The sequence below is a fragment of the Macrococcus sp. 19Msa1099 genome, assembly GCA_019357535.2.
GTDB lineage: Bacteria > Bacillota > Bacilli > Staphylococcales > Staphylococcaceae > Macrococcoides > Macrococcoides psychrotolerans.
In genome coordinates this window covers 720385-740458 of sequence record CP079955.1, presented here as the reverse complement: position 1 = coordinate 740458, position 20074 = coordinate 720385, and the positions used below count along the sequence as shown (strand labels likewise).

Here is a 20074-nt window from a genome sequence, read left to right as displayed (position 1 = left end):
AACTATCAGTTTTCAGTATATTTTCATATAAATATGATTATTCGCTTCATAAGGCTTTACACTTATATTAAAAATCATGTAATATAGTAGTACTCATACATTTTTAATAATGTCTTGTACGGTTATTAAGCCCTAGACTTCTAGGGCATTCTTTATGTAAATTATAGGAGGCAATAAACATGGCAATTTTTAAAGTATTATATCAAGAAGACAAAGCAGAAGTAATCATTCGTGAAAACACACAGGTTAAATTTTTCGACGCAGTGAGCGAAGAACAAGTGAGAAGATATTTAATCGATCGTCCTTACAACATCGAATTTGTTCAGAAACTTGAAGGTGCACACCTTGAGTATGAACAAAAAGCTGAAAATTACAGCGTGGAGAAAATTTAATGAAACAATTAAGCAAAAATGAAGTAGGTGTCTTCGCGCTTGGAGGTATGGGCGAAATCGGTAAGAACACCTACGCAATAGAGTATCAGGATGAGATTGTCGTCATTGATGCAGGTATTAAGTTTCCAGAGGACGAGTTACTTGGTATCGATTATGTCATTCCTGACTACACGTATCTCATTGAGAACAAAGAGAGAATTAAAGGCTTATTTATAACCCATGGACACGAAGACCATATTGGTGGCGTGCCTTTCTTACTGAAACAGCTGAATGTTCCAATTTACGGCGGACCATTAGCATTAGGCCTTATTCGTAATAAATTAGAAGAGCATGGCTTGCTTAGGACCGCAAGTTTAAATCCAATAACTGAAGACAGTATCTTTGAATTTAAACACTTGAAGGTGTCCTTCTATTTAACGACACACTCTATACCTGAAGCATACGGTGTCATTGTAGATACACCTGAAGGTAAGATTGTGCATACAGGCGACTTTAAGTTCGACTTTACACCTGTTGGCGAACCTGCCAACATCGCTAAGATGGCACGTCTTGGCGAAGAAGGTGTGCTGTGCCTATTATCAGATTCAACAAACGCTGAAATTCCGAACTTTACGATCAGTGAACGTGAAGTGGGACAGAACGTCGAACAAATTTTCCGTAAGTGTACAGGTCGTATTATCTTTGCGACATTCGCTTCAAACATCTATCGTGTGCAGCAAGCAATTGAGGCAGCCGTGAAGTTCGACCGCAAGATTGTCATATTCGGACGCTCTATGGAGAACAATATTAAGATTGGTACAGAACTAGGCTATATTAAAGTACCCCCTGAAACATTTATCGAAGCGAATAAGATCAATACAGTACCGAAACATAAATTACTGATTCTATGTACCGGCTCTCAAGGGGAACCGATGGCAGCACTGTCACGTATCGCCAATGGCACGCATCGTCAGATTTCTATTATTCCTGAAGATACAGTAATCTTCAGTTCTTCCCCTATTCCAGGGAATACATTAAGCGTAAACCGTACGATCAACGCCCTTTACAAAGCAGGCGCTGATGTTATCCACGGTAAATTATCAAATATCCATACATCTGGACACGGTTCTCAAGAAGAACAGAAATTGATGCTGCGCCTTATGAAACCGAAGTATTTTATGCCGATTCATGGGGAGTATCGTATGCAGAGCCTGCACGGACAGCTCGGTGTCGACTGTGGTGTGAACCCAGATAATGTATTTATTCACGAAAATGGTGACGTACTGGCATTAACACATGACTCAGCACGTCATGCAGGTCGTGTACAAGCTGGTAATGTACTTGTTGATGGTAGTGGTATCGGCGATATCGGCAACGTTGTTATCAAAGACCGTAAGATGCTGTCAGAAGAAGGCTTAGTCATCGTAGTTGTCAGCGTGGATTTCGAAAAGAATCAGCTGCTTAGTGGTCCTGACATCATCTCTCGCGGCTTTGTATATATGCGCGAATCTGGACATATGATCTATGAAGCGAGCAGACTACTTAAAAAACGCGTTATCGAGAAATTAAATTCTGGCGAAGAACTTGAATGGCATCATATTAAGAATGTCATCAGCGAAACGCTTGCACCATACCTTTACGAAAAGACGAAACGTAAACCAATGATCCTGCCGATGATCATGGATGTTAATAAAGATAAGAAAGAATAATATACACCCTCGTCACTGTATATTTAAATAACAATAACCCCGAATGATTCTAGAATCATTCGGGGTTATCTTCTATTCTTTCATAATCTTCTTCTCAAAACGGTTCAGATCATTATCATGACCGATCATTATAAGAATGTCTCCATTCTCAATCGCGACAGCCGGATCAGGTGACACGATAATCTCTCTGCCACGCTTAACCGCGATAATATTGATACCATAATTTGCACGGATATCCAGGTCAAGAATAGTATGTCCCTGCAATGTTTCACCTGCACGGATCTCAACAATCGAGTGCTGATCAGAAAGTTCAAGATAATCCAGTACAGAGGAGCTCGCAACATTGTGCGCAATGCGTCGGCCCATATCTCGTTCTGGATGTACCACTGTGTCTGCACCGATTTTGTTCAGTACTTTCGCATGATAATCATTCTGCGCCTTCGCTGTAACCTTCTTAACACCAAGATCCTTTAAGATTAATGTCGTCAAGATGCTTGCCTGTATATTATCCCCAATCGCGACAATGACATGATCGAAGTTACGGATACCCAGGCTTTTCAGTACATTCTCATCCGTCGTATCTGCAATCACTGCGTGCGTCGCAATATCAGCATACTCATTGACACGCGCTTCATCTGAGTCAATCGCCATAACGTCCATATCAAGGGCACTTAATTCTTTTACGATACTACCACCAAATCGGCCAAGCCCAATGACAACAAATTCTTTTTCCATAATGACTACCCCTTATTATTTCTTTTTCCCTTTGACATAATCTGCATCAAAGATAAACAATCTCATTAATAAATATAATGAAGGGAGCAGTAAAAGTAAACCTAAAATAAATGCGACGACTAAATAAAAGGCCATCGTCTCATTCACGACTGCTTTATCCATATTCACATATGGGTATAGGATATATGGTAATTTACTGATACCGTAACCATAGAATGCTGTCGCAAACTGCAGCACGACAAAGATAAATGCGATATCAAGTGATTTCTCTAAGTAATACAGCACCAGTGCAATTAAGAAGCATACGATACTGAGTCCGAAGAGCCACCAGTAATCACCTACTGCTGTGTTAAAGTGCAGTGCGTTCTGCTGTCTTAAACTTAAGAATGTGAACTGACAGATGACAAGCATCGGCAATGCCCATATTAAATACCATTTTCTTAAGATTCCATACGCCTTCATATCATTTGCACGCTTTGCATAGACCGTCAAGAATGCTGCAGAGATAAACAGCACGGAAATGATGCATAGAAACACTACGCTCCATGAAAATGGGCTCATCAGGAGTTCAAGCCAGTCGAGTGCGATCCCCTTCTTCGTTTCATGAATAAATCCACCTTCAGAAATCGTCAGAACTGTCGAGAATGATGCCGGAATCAGCAATCCACTGATACCATATAATGCAACCCATGCAAGTTTAGAGTCCTTACCGTATGTCTCAAACGCATAGAACGAACCTCGTATCGTCAGCAACAGGAGTGCAATACTTACAGGTATCAGTAATGTCGTTCCAAAATAGTAGGCAGTGTCCGGGAAGAATCCGACAATTCCTACAAAGAAGAAGACTAAGAAGACATTCGTTACTTCCCATACCGGGTTCAAGTAACGTTTGATGACGTCTCTTAAATCGTTCTCCTGATGTGTCAGCTTGGCATACAGTATAAAGAATCCTGCACCAAAATCAATGGCACCGAGAATAATATAACCGAATAAGAACGTCCACAGTACGAGTATTCCAATATGTTGATAGTCCATTATGCTCTACCCCCATTATACGTTGATTCATATGTTTCAATATCTTGTGCTGCAGACTTATCCTTGAACATTCTGATGAGTACATAACTACAGCTGAATCCGATTATGAGATAAAGTAACCCAAAGCCTACAAGCACTAAGCTGACACCTTCTGCATGCGTCACGCCTTGAGCGACTTTCATATATCCTCTGAGTAACCATGGTTGTCTGCCCATCTCAGCTAAGAACCAGCCGAACTCTATCGCAAGCATACATAACGGACCTGTAAGTGCCATTAAATAAAGCATAAAGTTGCTCGTACTCACCTTTGTACGTACTTTCTTCAAGATGACATAAAGGACACTCACAGCAAACGAGAACATCCCGAAAAATACCATCAGATCAAAGAAATAATGAATAATTAACGGCGGACGTTCATCTGCTTTAAACTCATTCAATCCTTTAACTTCTGTATTAAAGCTGTTATCTGCCAGAAAACTTAAGACACCAGGAATCTTGATCGCACCTTTAACTTCATGTGTCTTTTCATCTAGCACACCGAAGAGTACAAGATCTGCTTGCTTCTCAGATTCGAAATGCCATTCCATCGCTGCAAGCTTCTCAGGCTGTTCATTATGCAGGAACTTCGCAGAAAGGTCACCTGCAAGAATGGTCAATAAACTGAAGATTAGACCGACAATCATCGCCATATTGAGTGCTGACTTATGATACTGTCTATCTTCAGCAAACTTATTCTTCAGTAATTTCACTGCCGCGACACTTGCCACACAGAAAGCAATCGTCATCCCACCTGTTGTCACTACATGGAATGCACGTACGAAGAATGAAGGATTGAGCATCGCTGCAATCGGATCGATATTCACCAGCACCCCGTCTTTCAGATCGAAACCTTGTGGTGTATTCATAAACGAGTTCACACTTGTGATAAATAGTGCACTTAGCGTTGAACCGATGATGATCGGAATATTTAATATCCAATGTATCCATTTATTTTTGAAACGGTCCCACGTATAAAGGTAGATACTTAAAAATATTGCTTCAAAGAAAAACGCAAAAGTTTCCATAAATAATGGTAATGCAATCACCTGGCCCCCAAGCTTCATAAATGACGGCCAAAGTAACGATAATTGTAATCCGATAATTGTGCCGGTTACAACGCCGACTGCGACAGTAATTGTAAATGCTTTCGCCATACGACGTGCAAGTGCAATATATTTCATATTCCCTGTCTTAATACCGATACCTTCAGCAATCATGATCATCAGTGGCATACCCACGCCAATCGTTGCGAAGATAATATGAAAACCTAAAGTCATCGCAGTTAAAATTCTACTCATAACGAGTCCATCCATTAATAAAATCCTCCTTTTGTGATAATACTCACATAACATTTATTGTATATTACTCTGTTCCTTTTTTAAAGTAATTGAACCACTTATTTATGACAAATCTGTGTTATAATCATGTCATTATAAAAAAAGGAGCACTGTTATGAATATTGAAATCTATACACAGGACGATTGTCCGCCATGTACATTTATAAAACAATATTTCACTAATAAAGGTTATACATTTACCGAAAAAAATATTTCACATATGCTCTATAAGATCGAGATGATAGACTACGATGCGATGAGCACGCCGCTTATCAAGATTGACGACGCGCTCTTCTATCAGCCGGATATCGACAAGATTGAAGCGTATCTTCATGCTTAAACAATTGATGTATGCCTTTATCGACCATTTCGGTGAGCGACTGATTCCGATGATGCCCAATCCCGTCAATCAATTGAAGCTCAGCCACATCAAACTTAAGGGACTCCATAAGAAGCATGAAAGACCCTTACGGATTGTCCATCTTTCAGATATGCATATCGGTTTTCAGTTTGATTATGAAGATCTTATCCATGTAATCAAACAGGTGAATCAGCAGAAACCTGATATCGTCTGTATCACAGGAGATGTATTTGATAATCTGGACCGTTTCAAAGAAAATTCTGACCGCTATATACCGCTCTTTAAGACGATACAGGCGCGTCACAAGTTCTTCGTATATGGCAATCACGATCAGCGCGCACATCGCACACATGACCTGGAACGCGTGATGCAGCATGCAGAAATTGAGATCCTGAACAACTACGGAAAGTATATTACATATGATAATGAATCGATCTATATGTGCGGGACTGACGATATCATCAATAGCGGCGGTAACATCGATCAGATGCTTTACAACAAGACACATGATGCCTATACCATTGCACTCATCCACGAACCTGACTTTGCACGTTTCACGAAACGGTTCGATGTCGATCTGCAGCTCTCCGGACATTCACATGGCGGACAGATCGCCCTGCCAATACTCGGTGCACCAGTGAGACCGATGCTTGGTAGAAAGTATTACCGCGGACTCTATACATTAAAGTACAGGCAGCATAAGATGCAGCTCCATACCTCAACCGGGCTCGGAACGACCCATTTTCCAGTACGCATCGGTGCGCGACCGGAGATCACCCTGATCGAGATTAATAAATAACTATACAAATAACCCGAATAATAGAGAAAATGAATTACATTTTCCCTATTATTCGGGTTTTATTGATTCAACTTAAATTTAATTCAGATTATAGATATGCATCTACGAGCTGCACAACTTCTTCTTGTGTCGCACAGTTTAAAGCCTGCTCAGCTACTTTCGCCATCTCTGGCTGACTTAAGTTCTTAATCTGGCGACGTGCACCTAAGATACTTGTCGCACTCATACTGAACTCATCAAGACCTAGACCTAGCAATAACGGAATCGCTGTCGTATCTCCTGCCATTTCTCCACACATCCCTGTCCATTTACCTTCTTTATGACTGGCATCAATGACTTGCTTGATCAGTCTTAAGATTGCTGGATTGTAAGGTTGGTAAAGATAAGAGACACGTTCGCTCATACGGTCTGCTGCCATCGTATATTGAATAAGATCATTCGTACCGATACTAAAGAAGTCAACCTCTTTCGCAAAGATATCGGCCATTGCTGCTGTAGAAGGAATCTCTACCATGATTCCAAGCTCGATATCGTCAGCAACTTTAACTTTATCTGCAGTTAAACTCGCTTTCTCTTCTTCTAAGATTGCTTTCGCCTCACGGAATTCGTTAATTGTCGCAATCATCGGGAACATGATGCTCAGTTTACCGTGGATGGATGCACGCAGTAACGCACGAAGCTGCGTTCTAAAGATATCCTGCTGATCCAGACAAAGTCGAATCGCACGGTATCCAAGGAACGGGTTCATCTCTTTCGGTAAGTTTAAGTACGGAAGCTCTTTATCTCCACCGATATCTAATGTACGCACAACAACACGTTTACCATCCATCTCAGATAGCACCGTCTTGTATGCTTCAAACTGTTCGTCTTCAGAAGGCATAGTATCGCGTCCCATATAAAGGAACTCTGTACGATAGAGTCCGATACCTTCTGCACCATTATTCTTAACGCCTTCAAGATCATTCGGTGTACCGATGTTCGCAGCAAGCTCTACGTGCTTACCTTCTTTAGTGACCGTCTTATCGTTAACCAGCTGCTTTAATTCTTCTTTCTCTTGCAAGAAAGCAGATTGTCGTGCTTTATACCCCGTAATCGTCTGCTCATCTGGATTGATGATGACTTCTCCTGAAATACCGTCAACAATTACAAAATCTCCTTGCTGCACAGCACCGGTAATATTTTTAGTACCAACAACCGCTGGAATTTCTAATGAACGGCTCATAATCGCTGAATGGCTTGTACGCCCACCGATATTTGTCGCAAATCCTTGAACAAACTTCTTGTTCAGCTGCGCCGTATCAGAAGGTGTTAAGTCTTCTGCAATGATGACAACAGGCTCATCAATCATCGTTGGATTTGGTAGTGACACACCAAGAATATGCGACAATACGCGTTTAGATACATCTTTAATATCTGCTGCACGTTCTTTCATATATTCATTATCCATCGATTCAAATATTGTGATAAAGTTCGTTGAAACTTCAGAGAGGCTTGTTGCTGCATTCATCTGATTATTTCGAATGTTATCTTCAATCGGATTAATAAGTTCAGGGTCTTCAAGTACAAGCAGATGTGCATCAAAGATTGCTGCCTTATCTGGCCCAAGCGCTACTTCTGCATTGTTACGAATCTGTGTCAACTCTACCTTTGATTGATTGATGGCAGCTTTGAATTTCTCAACTTCTGCATCTACATCTGTTACTTTTTCATTGTTAAAAGACAGATCAGGTTCAACCAGAAGGTATGCTTTGGCAATTGCAATGCCATCTGATGCACCGATACCTTTTAAAGTTGTCATTATTTGCTTAAACCTTCTTTAACTAATACTTCACTGATTGCATCGATTGCTTCTTTCTCATCGCTACCTTCAGCATAGATTGTAATTTCTGCGTCTTTACCCACACCTAGACTCATAACACCCATGATTGATTTTAAGTTTACTTTCTTCGCATTATATTCTAATTGAATATCAGATTCAAATTTACTTGCAGTTTGAACTAACATTGTTGCTGGACGTGCATGGATTCCTGTTTCGTCAATAATTACATAAGATTTTTGTTCCATAATAATAATCTCCTTTTGGCTGCATTATGCATTAATTTAATATATAAACTACTTGTCTATACGCTTTCAATATACCAAATTTTTTGGCGAAACTCAATCATTTGGATACAGAGCAACAAGCTGTCAAATATTTCTGTTAAAATGTTCACAAAGCATTTAAACGATAAGGTCACGTGCGACACGTTCGCATTTGTCGATATGCTGCTCACCGAGCTTCTTCATCATATAATAGCTGATTGTACCGCTGACCGCCTGGCCGATAACTGGCACCCATTTTGACTGTTTCAGTGCTTCACGACGTAGCATCATCTTGAATACCACAGCAACAAAGCCTTTTGTAACTTTCTTGCCGATGAAGTCACTTCCAGACTTCGCAGCTGAAAAGACGATCTTCTGTTTAATATCATCTGCATAACCGCTAACCTGCTTATGACTTAAGCCATACTCTTTATTGATGTTCTCGATAATATCAGTCATCAGCTTTAAATCTGCTGTCACATCAAGCCCTGGTATTGGCACGACGGCTGCAGCAGACGACATAAGTGATTTATTGTGTAGCATACTTTCTGCGCGTTTACGGCGTTCTATAATATCCGCTTCACTTTGCGGTAAGCTGAGGGTCTTCACTTCTTTATTCTTAAATTGTTTTGCCGCCATATTAATGGCAGTATCTAATAATCCCATAATAGATTCCTCCTAAAATAAATATCTAAAGCTTTATTCCCAGAATAGCTATTGTTTAATCATCCTTTAATCTTTACAAACACGACCTTCAAATATTTAGATGCCTTATACTTGTCTGTCGTCTTGAAGTCTTTTGGTAGACCCATGATCTGCTCAATCTCATAATCGGCACGGTCTGTCAGCGTCTCTTCTATCATTGCTCTGAACTGTTTGAGTGATACATTCGACGCATTTGTCGACAGTACCAGATATCCGCCGTAATTGACGAGCGGCAGCGCCTGTGTAATCAGTTCATGATAGTTATCCTTAACTGTAAATACCTTCTTCTTATGACGTGAGAAGCTCGGCGGGTCGATTACGATGATATCAAATGTCTTTAGGTGACGAGTAAAATAAGCGAGCGCATCAAATGCGTCCATCGTGATAAATGTCTGGTCATCCAGATTCATCTCGTTTAATGCAAAGTTCTGCTGCATCAGTTCAATCGAACGTTTCGCAATATCTACATTGGTTGTCTTGTAGCCATTACTGCCCACTGCTACAGAGAAACCACCTGAGTACGCAAACAGATTGAGCATATCACGATGCTTCGTATCCATATGGAGCAGCTTCTTTCTTACATCGCGCTGATCTAAGAACAGACCGGTCATCGCACCGTCCGTCAGATCGATCATATAATGCAGATTGTTCTCTTTAATTATGATTGGAAATTCCGTACCTTCATCGCTTACCTGATTGGTCGGCACATTCTTATCATAGCGTAGCTTCTCATAGATTGTCTTATACTGAAATACAGCTTTCACCGCTTCAATTATGTCCTGCTTAAAATGATAGATACCCTTTGAATACCACGTGATCAACAGGTGTCCATCGTATGAATCAATCGTAAAGCCCCCAAGTCCGTCGCCTTCACCATTATACAATCTGAAGGCGTTCGTATCTGTACTATTATATAGAGAGGCACGTTCTGCATTCGCGGTTTCAAAGAGGTTAATAAAATATGAAGCATCGATAAACTGTAAATATGCATCACTTACCTTCCATCCAAGACCTTTATGCTGTAACCCTGAATAGAATGTACCAATAAGTTCACCTTGCTCGGTCTTAACGGTGAACAGCTCCCCTTCTTCAATCTGGTCTGTCTGATACACATCATCTGTCTCCAGCAGGACATAACCATGGGTAAATTTCTGCTGCTTACTACGTTTAATCGTTACATTTTTCATACATTTCTCCTTAAAATTTAATACATTAACTATACCATAAAAAATAGACATCTCTATCAGATGTCTATTCCACGTTCATTATTTGATTCACGGAAATTTCTCCCATCCCCATGGTAACGTTTCCATAACGATTATATCGTGAATCCCAGTTTTCCACAATAGAATTTCAGAAAAACATTCAGTTGAAATTATCAGTACCTTTTCTGCAAATGGATTATATACAGCGGTAACTGTATTAACAGCAGTAATATAAGTATCGGAGGGATGAATAGGGATAAGTTGATTCCTTTAAATAGCATCAAGTAGAAACTAACAATCACTTTAATCATTAAAAATGAGATTGTAAATAACTGCCCGAAGTAACCGCGAGATCTAAAATGAATCATCAATGTAAAATAGATGTACATAATTATGATTAAAAGCATTCCGAATAAATTAATCCATTCGTAGAAATACTGCATCTTCACAACATTGAACTTCGTCGCTTCAAACAGCATGTTGCGGTTATTCAGTTCGATTACTGTAATGATAAACAGCAGACTGCTCAGTAGCAGTTCGATATGAAATGCTTTGATCCAGCGCGGATACTTAAACCACGACGGGATATCCTCATCCTGTAGGTTGATGAGCTTTCTTAGAGAGCATCTCTGCATCATAAGGACGACCTTTTCATCTAATTTCAGCGACTCTTCAGATAACCTATTGATCGTCATGTTCGTATTCTCACGGATCATTCGGCTGATCTTAGAATCCCGCTTCTTCTCAGTACGTTTCATGTGATCGGATGCTTTAACGAGCGTACGCTTCAAGAATACATAGTTAACAAGACATAATGTTGCTAAAAGCACAAGCAGGATAAAGAAGAAGTTGAGGGTCATCACATCGAGCGGTGTCACCTTCTCTTCATTCAAATTATCATAGACCGCAAGCTGTGTCATAAAATATGCAAGCGCATAGATGAATATAAGAATATTGATATGCAGCTTTCTAAAATGCGTATTCAGACGCTTTCTGTTCAAAGTATAGTAGACGACGCTGATGAAGAAAAGCAGATATAACAGTGCGTAGAAGCCATACATCTCAAAAATAAGAATCGATGTGATGATATACAGTAATCCACCGAACAAAAGGTAGACTTGAGCAATCACCTTATCATAAAGTGTCGTCTGTCTGAGCTTACGTGATACATAGAAGAATGCACCTCCAATGACAATAAATAGCACACCAGATAAGAGTGTAAACTGATTAATATAATGACTCAGCAGCTTGATCAGCTCAAACGAATAAATATTGATAAAATCAAAGAAACTATACATATGCATCTTATTGATATCGACATCTTTAAAATGTGAAATCTGTTTGTGATTCACAATGACAAATATTCCAAGAATCATATTCATGGTACCTAATAGATATCCAATCAGAATCTCGAAATGTTTTTTAATCCAGTTCATAATTCCACCTCATTCCATATTATAATGTGTTTTATGAGAAATGTCCTAGCATTTCAATAAAATCATGCTTAAGACTGAGATGTTTAATGATCGAGAAGAGGGGTAAACTAAACTATAACAACTTTTAGGAGGAATTATCATGACAGAAAAATACGAAGAGTTAAAGAATAATGCAGAAGAAGCTAAAGAACAAGAAGAGAAAAAACAAGATAGCAATTCAGAAGGTCAGGAACAGACTAAAGAAGACGTACAAAAAACATTTGAATAAATAGAGGCTGGGACAAAAGTGTTCCGCCGTTTAATACAATAGAGGCTGGGACAATTGTCCCAGCCTCTATTGTGCATTTTATTTCAGACCTTTATTTCCAATATCTGTTCTGTAGAACAGACCGTCACTCTTAATTTTCTTAACATTTTCATATGCTGCTTGCTGTGCCTGTTGAAGATTATCACCTTCACCCAATGCAAGCATCACACGTCCTCCACTCGTTACCCACGTGTCATCAACGCGTTTCAACGCACTCACAATATAGTCATCCTGATAATCATAGCCTTCTACGACTGCACCTTTATCGTAACTGCCCGGATAACCATTCGATGCCAGCACGACACCACATATCGCCTTGTTACGCCATACTAAGTCCAGTTCAGTCTTATTATGAGCAGCTTCAATCAACGCTACGAGATCTGTTTCTAAACGTCTTAATAGCACTTGCGCTTCTGGATCCCCGAAACGTGCGTTAAATTCAATAACTTTCGGTCCCTCAGCTGTAAGGATTGCACCGACATAGAGTACGCCGAAGTAGTTCAGCCCTTCTTCATGCATTGCACGCACTGTCGGATAGACGATTGTATCATATGTTGTCTTAAGGACATCTTGAGAGATATGATTTACTGGACAATATGCACCCATACCACCAGTGTTCGGACCTTCATCATTGACAAAAGCACGTTTATGGTCTTGTGCGATCGTATCAAACGGGATACAGAAATCATCATTAACGATTACCATAAGTGAATATTCTTCCCCTTCAAGATACTCTTCAAAGACCACTTTCGCCCCTGCTTCAGCATAGAAATCATTGATGGCATCAACCGCCATATCACGGTTCATTGCAACGACGACACCTTTACCAGCAGCAAGCCCGTCGTATTTAATGACGATCGGTGTCCCTTTGTCATCTAAGTATTTTAGTGCATCTGCTTTATTATCAATCGTTTCATAGCTTGCTGTCGGGATGTCGTATTTTTTCATCAATGCTTTCGCAAAGTCTTTAGAGCCTTCCACCTGGGCAGCCTTCTTGTTCGGACCAAACACTTTAATGCCTGCTTCACTTAATCGATCGCTTAAGCCATCGATCAATGGTTGCTCTGGGCCGACAACGACAAGTTCAACCGTGTTATCTTGCGCAAACTGTACGATAGCATCATGATCATCTTCAGCGATATCCACAAGCGTTGCCACGCGGGCTATCGCATCATTGCCTTTAATAACGAACACTTCCGTGACACGTGGTGACTGTGCGAGCTTTCTCGCCAGTGCATGCTCACGACCCCCACTACCGATTACTAATATATTCATAGCTGCCTCCTAATGTTTAAAGTGTCTGACATCTGTCATCACCATTGCGATGCCGCATTCATTCGCTTTGTCGATTGAATCCTGATCCTTAATAGAGCCCCCTGGCTGAACGATACATTTAATACCTGCAGCATACGCAGTTTCCACCGTATCAGACATCGGGAAGAAGCCATCACTTGCAAGGATGACATCATCGTTCATTTCAATGGCACGTTCGATGGCAATCTTCGCTGCACCGACACGATTCATCTGCCCCGCACCGATTCCGACTGTCTGCTTATCGTTTGCAAGGACGATGGCGTTACTCTTCACGCTTTTAACGACTTTCCAGCCAAGTTCAATTGCTTTCCATTGTGCTTCTGTCGGTTCTGTCTCTGTTACGACACGCATATCATTACGCGTTACGTTCAGCAGATCTTTATCCTGAACGAGATAGCCCCCAGAAACAGATACGAACTCTTCTTCATCTTTATCTGTATCCATATCAATTTCAAGCAGTCGAATGTTTTTCTTCGCCGTCAATATTTCAAGTGCCTCGTCGCTGAACTTCGGCGCGATGATTACTTCCAGGAAGATGGCGTGCATCTTTTCAGCAGTTGCTTTATCCACTTCACGGTTTAATGCGACGATTCCTCCGAAGATACTCTGGCTGTCAGCATCATATGCATTCTGGAATGCTTCGCTGACGACTTCGCCTGTTCCGACACCACAAGGATTCATATGCTTCACAGCAACTGCAGCAGGCATATCAAACTGCTTCACTAAGAACAGTGTTGCATCTGCATCTTTAATATTGTTAAAGCTCAGCGGCTTGCCGTGCAGAATGCGTGCACCAGCTAAAGTGTTCGGTTTTGTATCTGTCCTGATGAAACGCGCCTTCTGATGCGGGTTTTCACCGTAACGCAGCGTTGATGTATTATCGCTGAAGAAGTTAACAATTGCTGCATCGTATTTATTTGTGTGTGTGAACACCTTGATCATCAGCTGTTTACGGAATGTCTCGTCTAAAGTATCGGCTTTTAATTTTTCGATGACTTCCTCGTAATCTGCCGGGTCTACAACAGTGATGACATGCTTGAAGTTCTTTGCTGATGAACGTAACATTGTCGGCCCACCGATATCGATATTCTCGATGGCATCCATTTCAGTAACGTCTGGATTTGCAACTGTCGCTTCAAATGGATAGAGATTCACGACCACTAAATCTAACGGCTGAATACCGTGAGTCTCCATTGCTTTTATGTGCTCAGGGTTGCTGCGGTCCGCTAATATCCCACCGTGAATGTTCGGGTGTAATGTCTTCACACGTCCGTCCATAATTTCAGGAAAGTTTGTTAGTTCACTGACTGACTTTACCGCAATATTATTGTCTTCTAATGCCTTTTTCGTACCACCAGTTGAATAAAGTTCAAAGTTAAGTTCTGTTAACTGCTGTGCAAATGGAATGATCCCCGTTTTATCTGACACACTTAGTAATGCTTTTCTCATAAGTAGACTCCTTATCGAATAATTTTCTTGATGACGCGTGGATAGAGTTCGTACTCTAGATTCTGAATACGTAATTGCAACGTCTCCTCTGTATCTTCTTCGTAGATCGGACAGCTCATCTGGTCGATGATCTTACCTGTATCCATACCGCTATCAACGTAATGGACAGTAGCGCCACTGACACGGCAGCCATAATCCAGCGCCTGTCCGACAGCGTTAACACCAGGAAAGCTCGGTAATATCGATGGATGGATGTTGATCATCTTTCCTTCATATGCATCAAGTAACGTCTTGCCAACAAGCTTCATATAACCGGCAAGAATGACCCATTCCACACCATCACGCTTTAGCTGTTCCAGTATCGCTGTCTCATATGCTGTTTTATCGTCGAATGCTCTCAGTTCATAGATGTGTACAGGCGTATCAAAACGACGGGCGCGCTCAATTGCGAACGCGCTACGTTTATCTGTATAGAGGCCTGTCACTTCAATATAATCCAGGAATCCTGCCTGAATATGCTCCATAATCTTCTCGTAATTCGAACCATTACCTGAAGCAAAGATCGCGACCTTAATCATATTCCACACCTTTGATGTCGATTGCTTTATCCCCACGTACGACATGACCGATTTCAAATACTTCTTCGTTAACGGCTGCACGCACTTTTTCAACTGCATCAGCCGGTACGATAAAGATAAATCCGATACCCATATTGAAGATATTGTACATTTCCAATTTGTCGATGCTGCCTTTTTCCTGTAATAAGTCAAAGATCTTCTGACGCGGAATGTTTGTAACATCGATTTCCGGATATAACCCGTCAGTCACAAAGACACGCGGAACATTCTCAATAAAGCCGCCCCCGGTCACGTGACACATACCGTGTACGTCCGCTGCATTCAAGATTGCCTTTGCACTCTTAACGTATAGACGTGTTGGTTCTAACACAACATCCAGTAACGTCTTACCATTATCAAATTCAGCATCTAGATCGAGATTATTATCTTTAATGATCTTACGGACTAAGCTGTAACCGTTTGAGTGAATACCGCTTGAAGCAAGTCCTAATATCACGTCACCTTCAGCAATACGTTCACCTGTAATATATGCATCCTTCTCAACAGCACCGACAGCAAATCCAGCGATATCATAATCACCTGTATGATACATATCGCCCATCTCTGCAGTTTCTCCGCCGATCAGTGCACATTCACTTTCAGCACAGCCCTCAGCAACACCTTTAACGATCTGTTCGACGATTACAGGGTCTACTTTATTTAATGCTAAGTAATCAAGGAAGTATAACGGCATCGCACCTGTCGTTAAAATATCGTTCACACACATTGCCACTGCATCGATTCCAATTGTGTCATGACGATCACTATCGATTGCAAGACGTAATTTCGTACCTACCCCATCAGTACCTGAAACGAGAACAGGTGCTTTCATGTTCAGCTGTGATAAGTCGAATGCCGCACCGAAACTGCCGAGCCCTCCAAGCACTTCTTTACGCATCGTCTTATTCACATGCTTTTTCATGCGTTCAACCGCTTCATATCCTGCATGGATATCAACGCCTGATTGTTTATAACTTTCAGCCATAATTATACTCCCTTCTTCTTCTTCTCTTTTTCTTCCGGTAATACATGATCCACGATTTCAATCGGGTAGTTCCCTGTAAAGCAGGCATTACATTCACCTTTAGAGTCAAATGAACGGAATACTTCGTGCATACCATCCACCGATAAATATGTAAGTGAATCTACTTCCAGCTCTGCTTCGATTTCAGTAATGCTCTTATTTGCCGCGATGAGTTCTGCGTGCGTTGATACGTCGATACCGTAATAACACGGATGAATGAGCGGTGGACTAGAGATTGCCATATGCACTTCTTTCGCACCTGCCTGCTTCAATGTCTTCACGATAAACTTGCTCGTCGTACCACGTACGATCGAATCATCGATAACGACGACACGTTTACCTTCAATGACGTCACGAATCGGTGAATGTTTCATACGGACCGCACGTTCGCGCATCTTCTGATCCGGCGAGATAAAGGTTCTGCCGATGTAGCGGTTCTTGAGCAGACCTTGTTCGTTCGGAATCCCACTTGCAAGAGAGAAACCTTTCGCTGCCTGTAATGAAGAGTCCGGTACACCGATTACAACGTCCGCTTCGATATTCATCTCCTCGTAGAGTTTACGCCCTAAAGCTTTACGTATTTCATATAATGAATGCTTACGGAATTCTGAATCCGGACGTGCGAAGTAGACATATTCCATAGAACACATATTGGACTGTGTATTCATCGTATAGGCATCTTCTGCCAGACCCTCATGAGATAGGGTAAGCACTTCACCAGGTTCGATATCACGAATATATTCTGCACCGACCGCTGTAAACGCACACGTTTCACTTGCCACACAGTATGCACCATCAACCTTACCGAGCATCAGCGGACGTACACCGTGTGCATCACGTGCTACGAAGAGCTTTTCAGGATGTAACACGAGAAATGAGAATGCACCTTTAATCTGATTTAATGATGCTTTCAAGTTATTCAGCTTATTATCTGATTTCGCCTTTAACAGCAGATGTCCTAACACTTCTGAGTCGCTGGACGTCTGGAAGATTGCACCTTCAGATTCCAGTGCAAGCCTAATCTGCTCAGCGTTCGTCAAATTTCCGTTATGTGCAAGACCAATGTCGCCCTTAGAATGCTTGAAGATAAATGGCTGAACGTTAGACATTTCAGATGCACCCGTCGTTGCATAGCGTACATGACCGATTGCGTGATGAAAGTGGCTTAATGACTCGAGTTTCACCTCACTGATCGCTTCAGGTAATAATCCCATGCCGCGCGCGCCATAAATATTCTTCTCGTCGGAACATACGATACCTGCACCTTCCTGACCACGATGCTGTAATGAATGCAGTGCCATATAAGTGAGTTCCGCGGCATTTGGGTGACCCCAGATACCGAATACACCACACTCTTCGTTTAGACCTCTGATGTCATACATGCGTGAACTGCCCCTTTCCAAGCCTCCGTCATACGATTCACGTCTAATGTAACTTCCCCTTGGTTCGTAGATAATTTAAATGATTCTGTACCGAATGTACCGACTGCTTGTGCACCTTCGATATTAATTTCCATACCTTGTTTCGCAATAACAATGTAGTTCCCCTGTGTTTCAGCAAACAGTTCTGCATCATTCACATCAAGCTGCGCTTCAAGACCTGTATTGAAGTATGCTGCAATCTGTGCAAGTTTCACACCGACCCCACCTTTACCGACCGCTTGAACATGACCAAGCTTACCGTCAATAATATGCTGACGAATCGCTTCACCGCGCGCTACTTCCTGCTCGAGGTCGATCGTTACATCAGTATGTGCGACTTCATTGAATAATACCTTCTCGATCTGGCTGCCACCGAAGTCCGGTTTAACCTCTCCAACGAAATAGATTGTATCGCCTTTAGACGGTTTAAAATCTACTAAATAATCAACATCTTCAATCAATCCGACCATACCCACTACTGGTGTCGGGAAGATTGCATCACCTTTTGTTTCGTTATATAGGCTGACGTTACCTGAAACAACAGGTGTGTTCAGCGCGCCACACGCTTCCGCCATACCACGTGTAGAATCTGCTAGCTGCTGATAGATTTCAGGCTTTTCAGGATTACCGTAGTTTAAGCAGTCCGTCATTGCAAGAGGTAAGCTGCCGACAGCTACTAGGTTACGGTATGCTTCTGCAACGACCATCTTACCGCCTTCATATGGGTTGTTGAATACGTAACGTGCTTCACCATCTAAGGTTGCAGCGATGGCTTTTTTCGTACCTTCAACACGTGTTACACCTGCTGATAGTCCTGGCTTGATGATCGTGTTTGCACCGACCTGCTGATCGTACTGTGAATATGCCCAGTTCTTAGAAGCCATCGTCGGGTGAGATAATAACTTCATCAATGTATCCTGTGCATCGATATTTGAGTAGTCGTGATGCACATCATCAAACTGCGCTGCACGACCTTCTAGTACGTACACCGGCGCTTCGTCAGATAATGGCTGAACCGGAATATCTGCAAATACTTCACCTTCATATGTCAATACGAAGCGGTCTGTATTTGTTACTTCACCAATCACTGCATTATCCAATTCGTAATGGTCGAATAACTCTAAGAATTTCTGTTCCGTCCCTCTTTCAACAACAAGTAGCATACGTTCCTGTGTTTCAGATAACATCATCTCATATGGTGAGATACCCGCTTCACGCGTTGGTACTTTCTCGAGTTCAAGATGGATACCGCTGCCACCTTTCGCCGCCATTTCAGAACTTGATGATGTCAGACCTGCCGCACCCATATCCTGGATGCCGACTAATTCAGGGAAGGTGATGGCTTTAAGTGTCGCTTCCATCAACTTCTTACCGACAAATGGATCGCCGATCTGCACTGATGGGCGTTTAGATTCGCTCTCTTCACTTAATTCTTCAGAAGCGAATGTTGCACCGTGAATCCCATCACGACCCGTCTTAAGTCCCACGTAGATAACAGGATTGCCTTCGCCTTTCGCTGTTCCCTTTTGAATCTTGTCATGGTCGATAATACCGACGCACATCGCATTGACGAGGGGGTTGCCTTCGTACTGACGGTCAAACTCGATTTCACCTGCAACTGTCGGAATACCGATACAGTTACCGTAGCCGCCGATACCTGCAACGACCCCTTTGAATAGACGCTGGTTCTGCTTCTCTGTTAGTTCACCGAAGCGTAAGCTGTTAAGTAACTGGATTGGACGTGCACCGATGGATACGATATCACGGACGATACCGCCGACACCTGTCGCCGCACCTTGGTACGGTTCAATGGCAGAAGGATGATTATGGGATTCAACCTTGAATACAACGGCCTGGTTATCACCGATATCCACGACACCTGCGCCTTCACCCGGTCCCATCAATACGCGTTCACCTGTCGTCGGGAACTGCTTTAAGAAAGGTTTAGAATGTTTGTATGAACAGTGTTCACTCCACATTACTGAGAAGATTCCGATTTCAGTATAGTTTGGCATACGTCCTAGAATATCGACAACTTTGTCATACTCTTTATCTGAAAGCCCCATATCCTGGTATAATTTATTCTCTTTAATTTCATTTGCAGTTGGTTCTAGAAACTTGACCATGA

Annotated in this window: 19 protein-coding genes; 5 read left to right on the top strand and 14 right to left on the bottom strand. The window is 41.8% G+C overall.

Annotated features, from left to right (window positions below; genetic code table 11):
- Nucleotides 1-179: 179 nt before the first annotated feature.
- Both KYI10_03810 and KYI10_03805 read left to right on the top strand, forming a co-directional pair.
- Nucleotides 180-392, top strand: coding sequence for an RNA polymerase epsilon subunit (locus KYI10_03810; protein ID QYA33566.1), 213 nt, complete (start codon nucleotides 180-182; stop codon nucleotides 390-392).
- Nucleotides 392-2080, top strand: a complete 1689-nt coding sequence (locus KYI10_03805) for a ribonuclease J (protein QYA33565.1) — start codon at nucleotides 392-394, stop codon at nucleotides 2078-2080. The genes KYI10_03810 and KYI10_03805 overlap by 1 nt, the downstream gene beginning before the upstream one ends.
- A gap of 72 nt (nucleotides 2081-2152) precedes the next feature.
- On the opposite strand, the gene KYI10_03800 is transcribed toward KYI10_03805, so the two are convergent.
- The 3 genes from KYI10_03800 to KYI10_03790 are packed head-to-tail and all read right to left on the bottom strand — an operon-like array spanning nucleotide 2153 to nucleotide 5202.
- Nucleotides 2153-2815: a TrkA family potassium uptake protein gene (locus KYI10_03800; protein QYA33564.1), complete on the bottom strand. Its 663-nt coding sequence runs from the start codon at nucleotides 2813-2815 to the stop codon at nucleotides 2153-2155.
- 15 nt (nucleotides 2816-2830) lie between these two features.
- On the bottom strand, nucleotides 2831-3850 hold the full coding sequence (locus KYI10_03795) for a cytochrome d ubiquinol oxidase subunit II (GenBank protein ID QYA33563.1): 1020 nt from the start codon (nucleotides 3848-3850) through the stop codon (nucleotides 2831-2833).
- On the bottom strand, nucleotides 3850-5202 hold the full coding sequence (locus KYI10_03790) for a cytochrome ubiquinol oxidase subunit I (protein QYA33562.1): 1353 nt from the start codon (nucleotides 5200-5202) through the stop codon (nucleotides 3850-3852). Before KYI10_03790 ends, KYI10_03795 begins: the two co-directional genes overlap by 1 nt.
- Nucleotides 5203-5341: 139 nt before the next feature.
- On the opposite strand from KYI10_03790, the gene KYI10_03785 reads away from it, so the two are divergent.
- Nucleotides 5342-5566, top strand: coding sequence for a glutaredoxin family protein (locus tag KYI10_03785; GenBank protein ID QYA33561.1), 225 nt, complete (start codon nucleotides 5342-5344; stop codon nucleotides 5564-5566).
- On the top strand, nucleotides 5559-6386 hold the full coding sequence (locus tag KYI10_03780; protein QYA33560.1) for a metallophosphoesterase: 828 nt from the start codon (nucleotides 5559-5561) through the stop codon (nucleotides 6384-6386). The genes KYI10_03785 and KYI10_03780 overlap by 8 nt, the downstream gene beginning before the upstream one ends.
- An 88-nt stretch (nucleotides 6387-6474) precedes the next feature.
- Here KYI10_03780 and ptsP read toward each other — a convergent pair whose 3' ends face one another.
- The 5 genes from ptsP to KYI10_03755 all read right to left on the bottom strand — a co-directional run bounded on the left by ptsP (nucleotide 6475) and on the right by KYI10_03755 (nucleotide 11814).
- Nucleotides 6475-8187 (bottom strand): phosphoenolpyruvate--protein phosphotransferase, encoded by a 1713-nt coding sequence (ptsP, locus tag KYI10_03775; GenBank protein ID QYA33901.1) that lies wholly within the window; start codon nucleotides 8185-8187, stop codon nucleotides 6475-6477.
- Nucleotides 8184-8450 (bottom strand): phosphocarrier protein HPr, encoded by a 267-nt coding sequence (locus KYI10_03770; GenBank protein QYA33559.1) that lies wholly within the window; start codon nucleotides 8448-8450, stop codon nucleotides 8184-8186. Before KYI10_03770 ends, ptsP begins: the two co-directional genes overlap by 4 nt.
- Nucleotides 8451-8606: 156 nt before the next feature.
- Complete coding sequence (locus KYI10_03765) at nucleotides 8607-9134, bottom strand: DUF697 domain-containing protein (GenBank protein QYA33558.1); 528 nt, start codon at nucleotides 9132-9134, stop codon at nucleotides 8607-8609.
- 59 nt (nucleotides 9135-9193) lie between these two features.
- Nucleotides 9194-10360: a class I SAM-dependent rRNA methyltransferase gene (locus KYI10_03760; protein ID QYA33557.1), complete on the bottom strand. Its 1167-nt coding sequence runs from the start codon at nucleotides 10358-10360 to the stop codon at nucleotides 9194-9196.
- A 191-nt stretch (nucleotides 10361-10551) separates the two neighbouring features.
- The gene (locus KYI10_03755; protein ID QYA33556.1) at nucleotides 10552-11814 is read right to left on the bottom strand and encodes a hypothetical protein; all 1263 of its coding nucleotides are present in this window, start codon (nucleotides 11812-11814) and stop codon (nucleotides 10552-10554) included.
- A 139-nt stretch (nucleotides 11815-11953) separates the two neighbouring features.
- Between KYI10_03755 and KYI10_12625 the strand changes: the two genes are divergently transcribed.
- A complete protein-coding gene (locus tag KYI10_12625; protein XBW67571.1) occupies nucleotides 11954-12082 on the top strand; it encodes a hypothetical protein in 129 nt (42 codons plus the stop codon).
- 78 nt (nucleotides 12083-12160) lie between these two features.
- On the opposite strand, the gene purD is transcribed toward KYI10_12625, so the two are convergent.
- Genes purD through purL form a run of 6 tightly spaced genes read right to left on the bottom strand, consistent with a single transcriptional unit; the run spans nucleotide 12161 to nucleotide 20072 of the window.
- Nucleotides 12161-13396 (bottom strand): phosphoribosylamine--glycine ligase, encoded by a 1236-nt coding sequence (gene purD, locus KYI10_03750; GenBank protein ID QYA33555.1) that lies wholly within the window; start codon nucleotides 13394-13396, stop codon nucleotides 12161-12163.
- Nucleotides 13397-13405: 9 nt separating this feature from the next.
- Nucleotides 13406-14884: a bifunctional phosphoribosylaminoimidazolecarboxamide formyltransferase/IMP cyclohydrolase gene (purH, locus tag KYI10_03745; protein ID QYA33554.1), complete on the bottom strand. Its 1479-nt coding sequence runs from the start codon at nucleotides 14882-14884 to the stop codon at nucleotides 13406-13408.
- An 11-nt stretch (nucleotides 14885-14895) separates the two neighbouring features.
- Nucleotides 14896-15462, bottom strand: a complete 567-nt coding sequence (gene purN, locus KYI10_03740; GenBank protein ID QYA33553.1) for a phosphoribosylglycinamide formyltransferase — start codon at nucleotides 15460-15462, stop codon at nucleotides 14896-14898.
- Complete coding sequence (gene purM, locus KYI10_03735) at nucleotides 15455-16486, bottom strand: phosphoribosylformylglycinamidine cyclo-ligase (GenBank protein ID QYA33552.1); 1032 nt, start codon at nucleotides 16484-16486, stop codon at nucleotides 15455-15457. The genes purN and purM overlap by 8 nt, the downstream gene beginning before the upstream one ends.
- Before the next feature lie 2 nt (nucleotides 16487-16488).
- Nucleotides 16489-17907, bottom strand: a complete 1419-nt coding sequence (gene purF, locus KYI10_03730) for an amidophosphoribosyltransferase (protein ID QYA33551.1) — start codon at nucleotides 17905-17907, stop codon at nucleotides 16489-16491.
- Entirely contained in the window at nucleotides 17886-20072 is a 2187-nt protein-coding gene (purL, locus tag KYI10_03725) for a phosphoribosylformylglycinamidine synthase subunit PurL (GenBank protein ID QYA33550.1), read from the bottom strand. The genes purF and purL overlap by 22 nt, the downstream gene beginning before the upstream one ends.
- Nucleotides 20073-20074 lie beyond the last annotated feature (2 nt).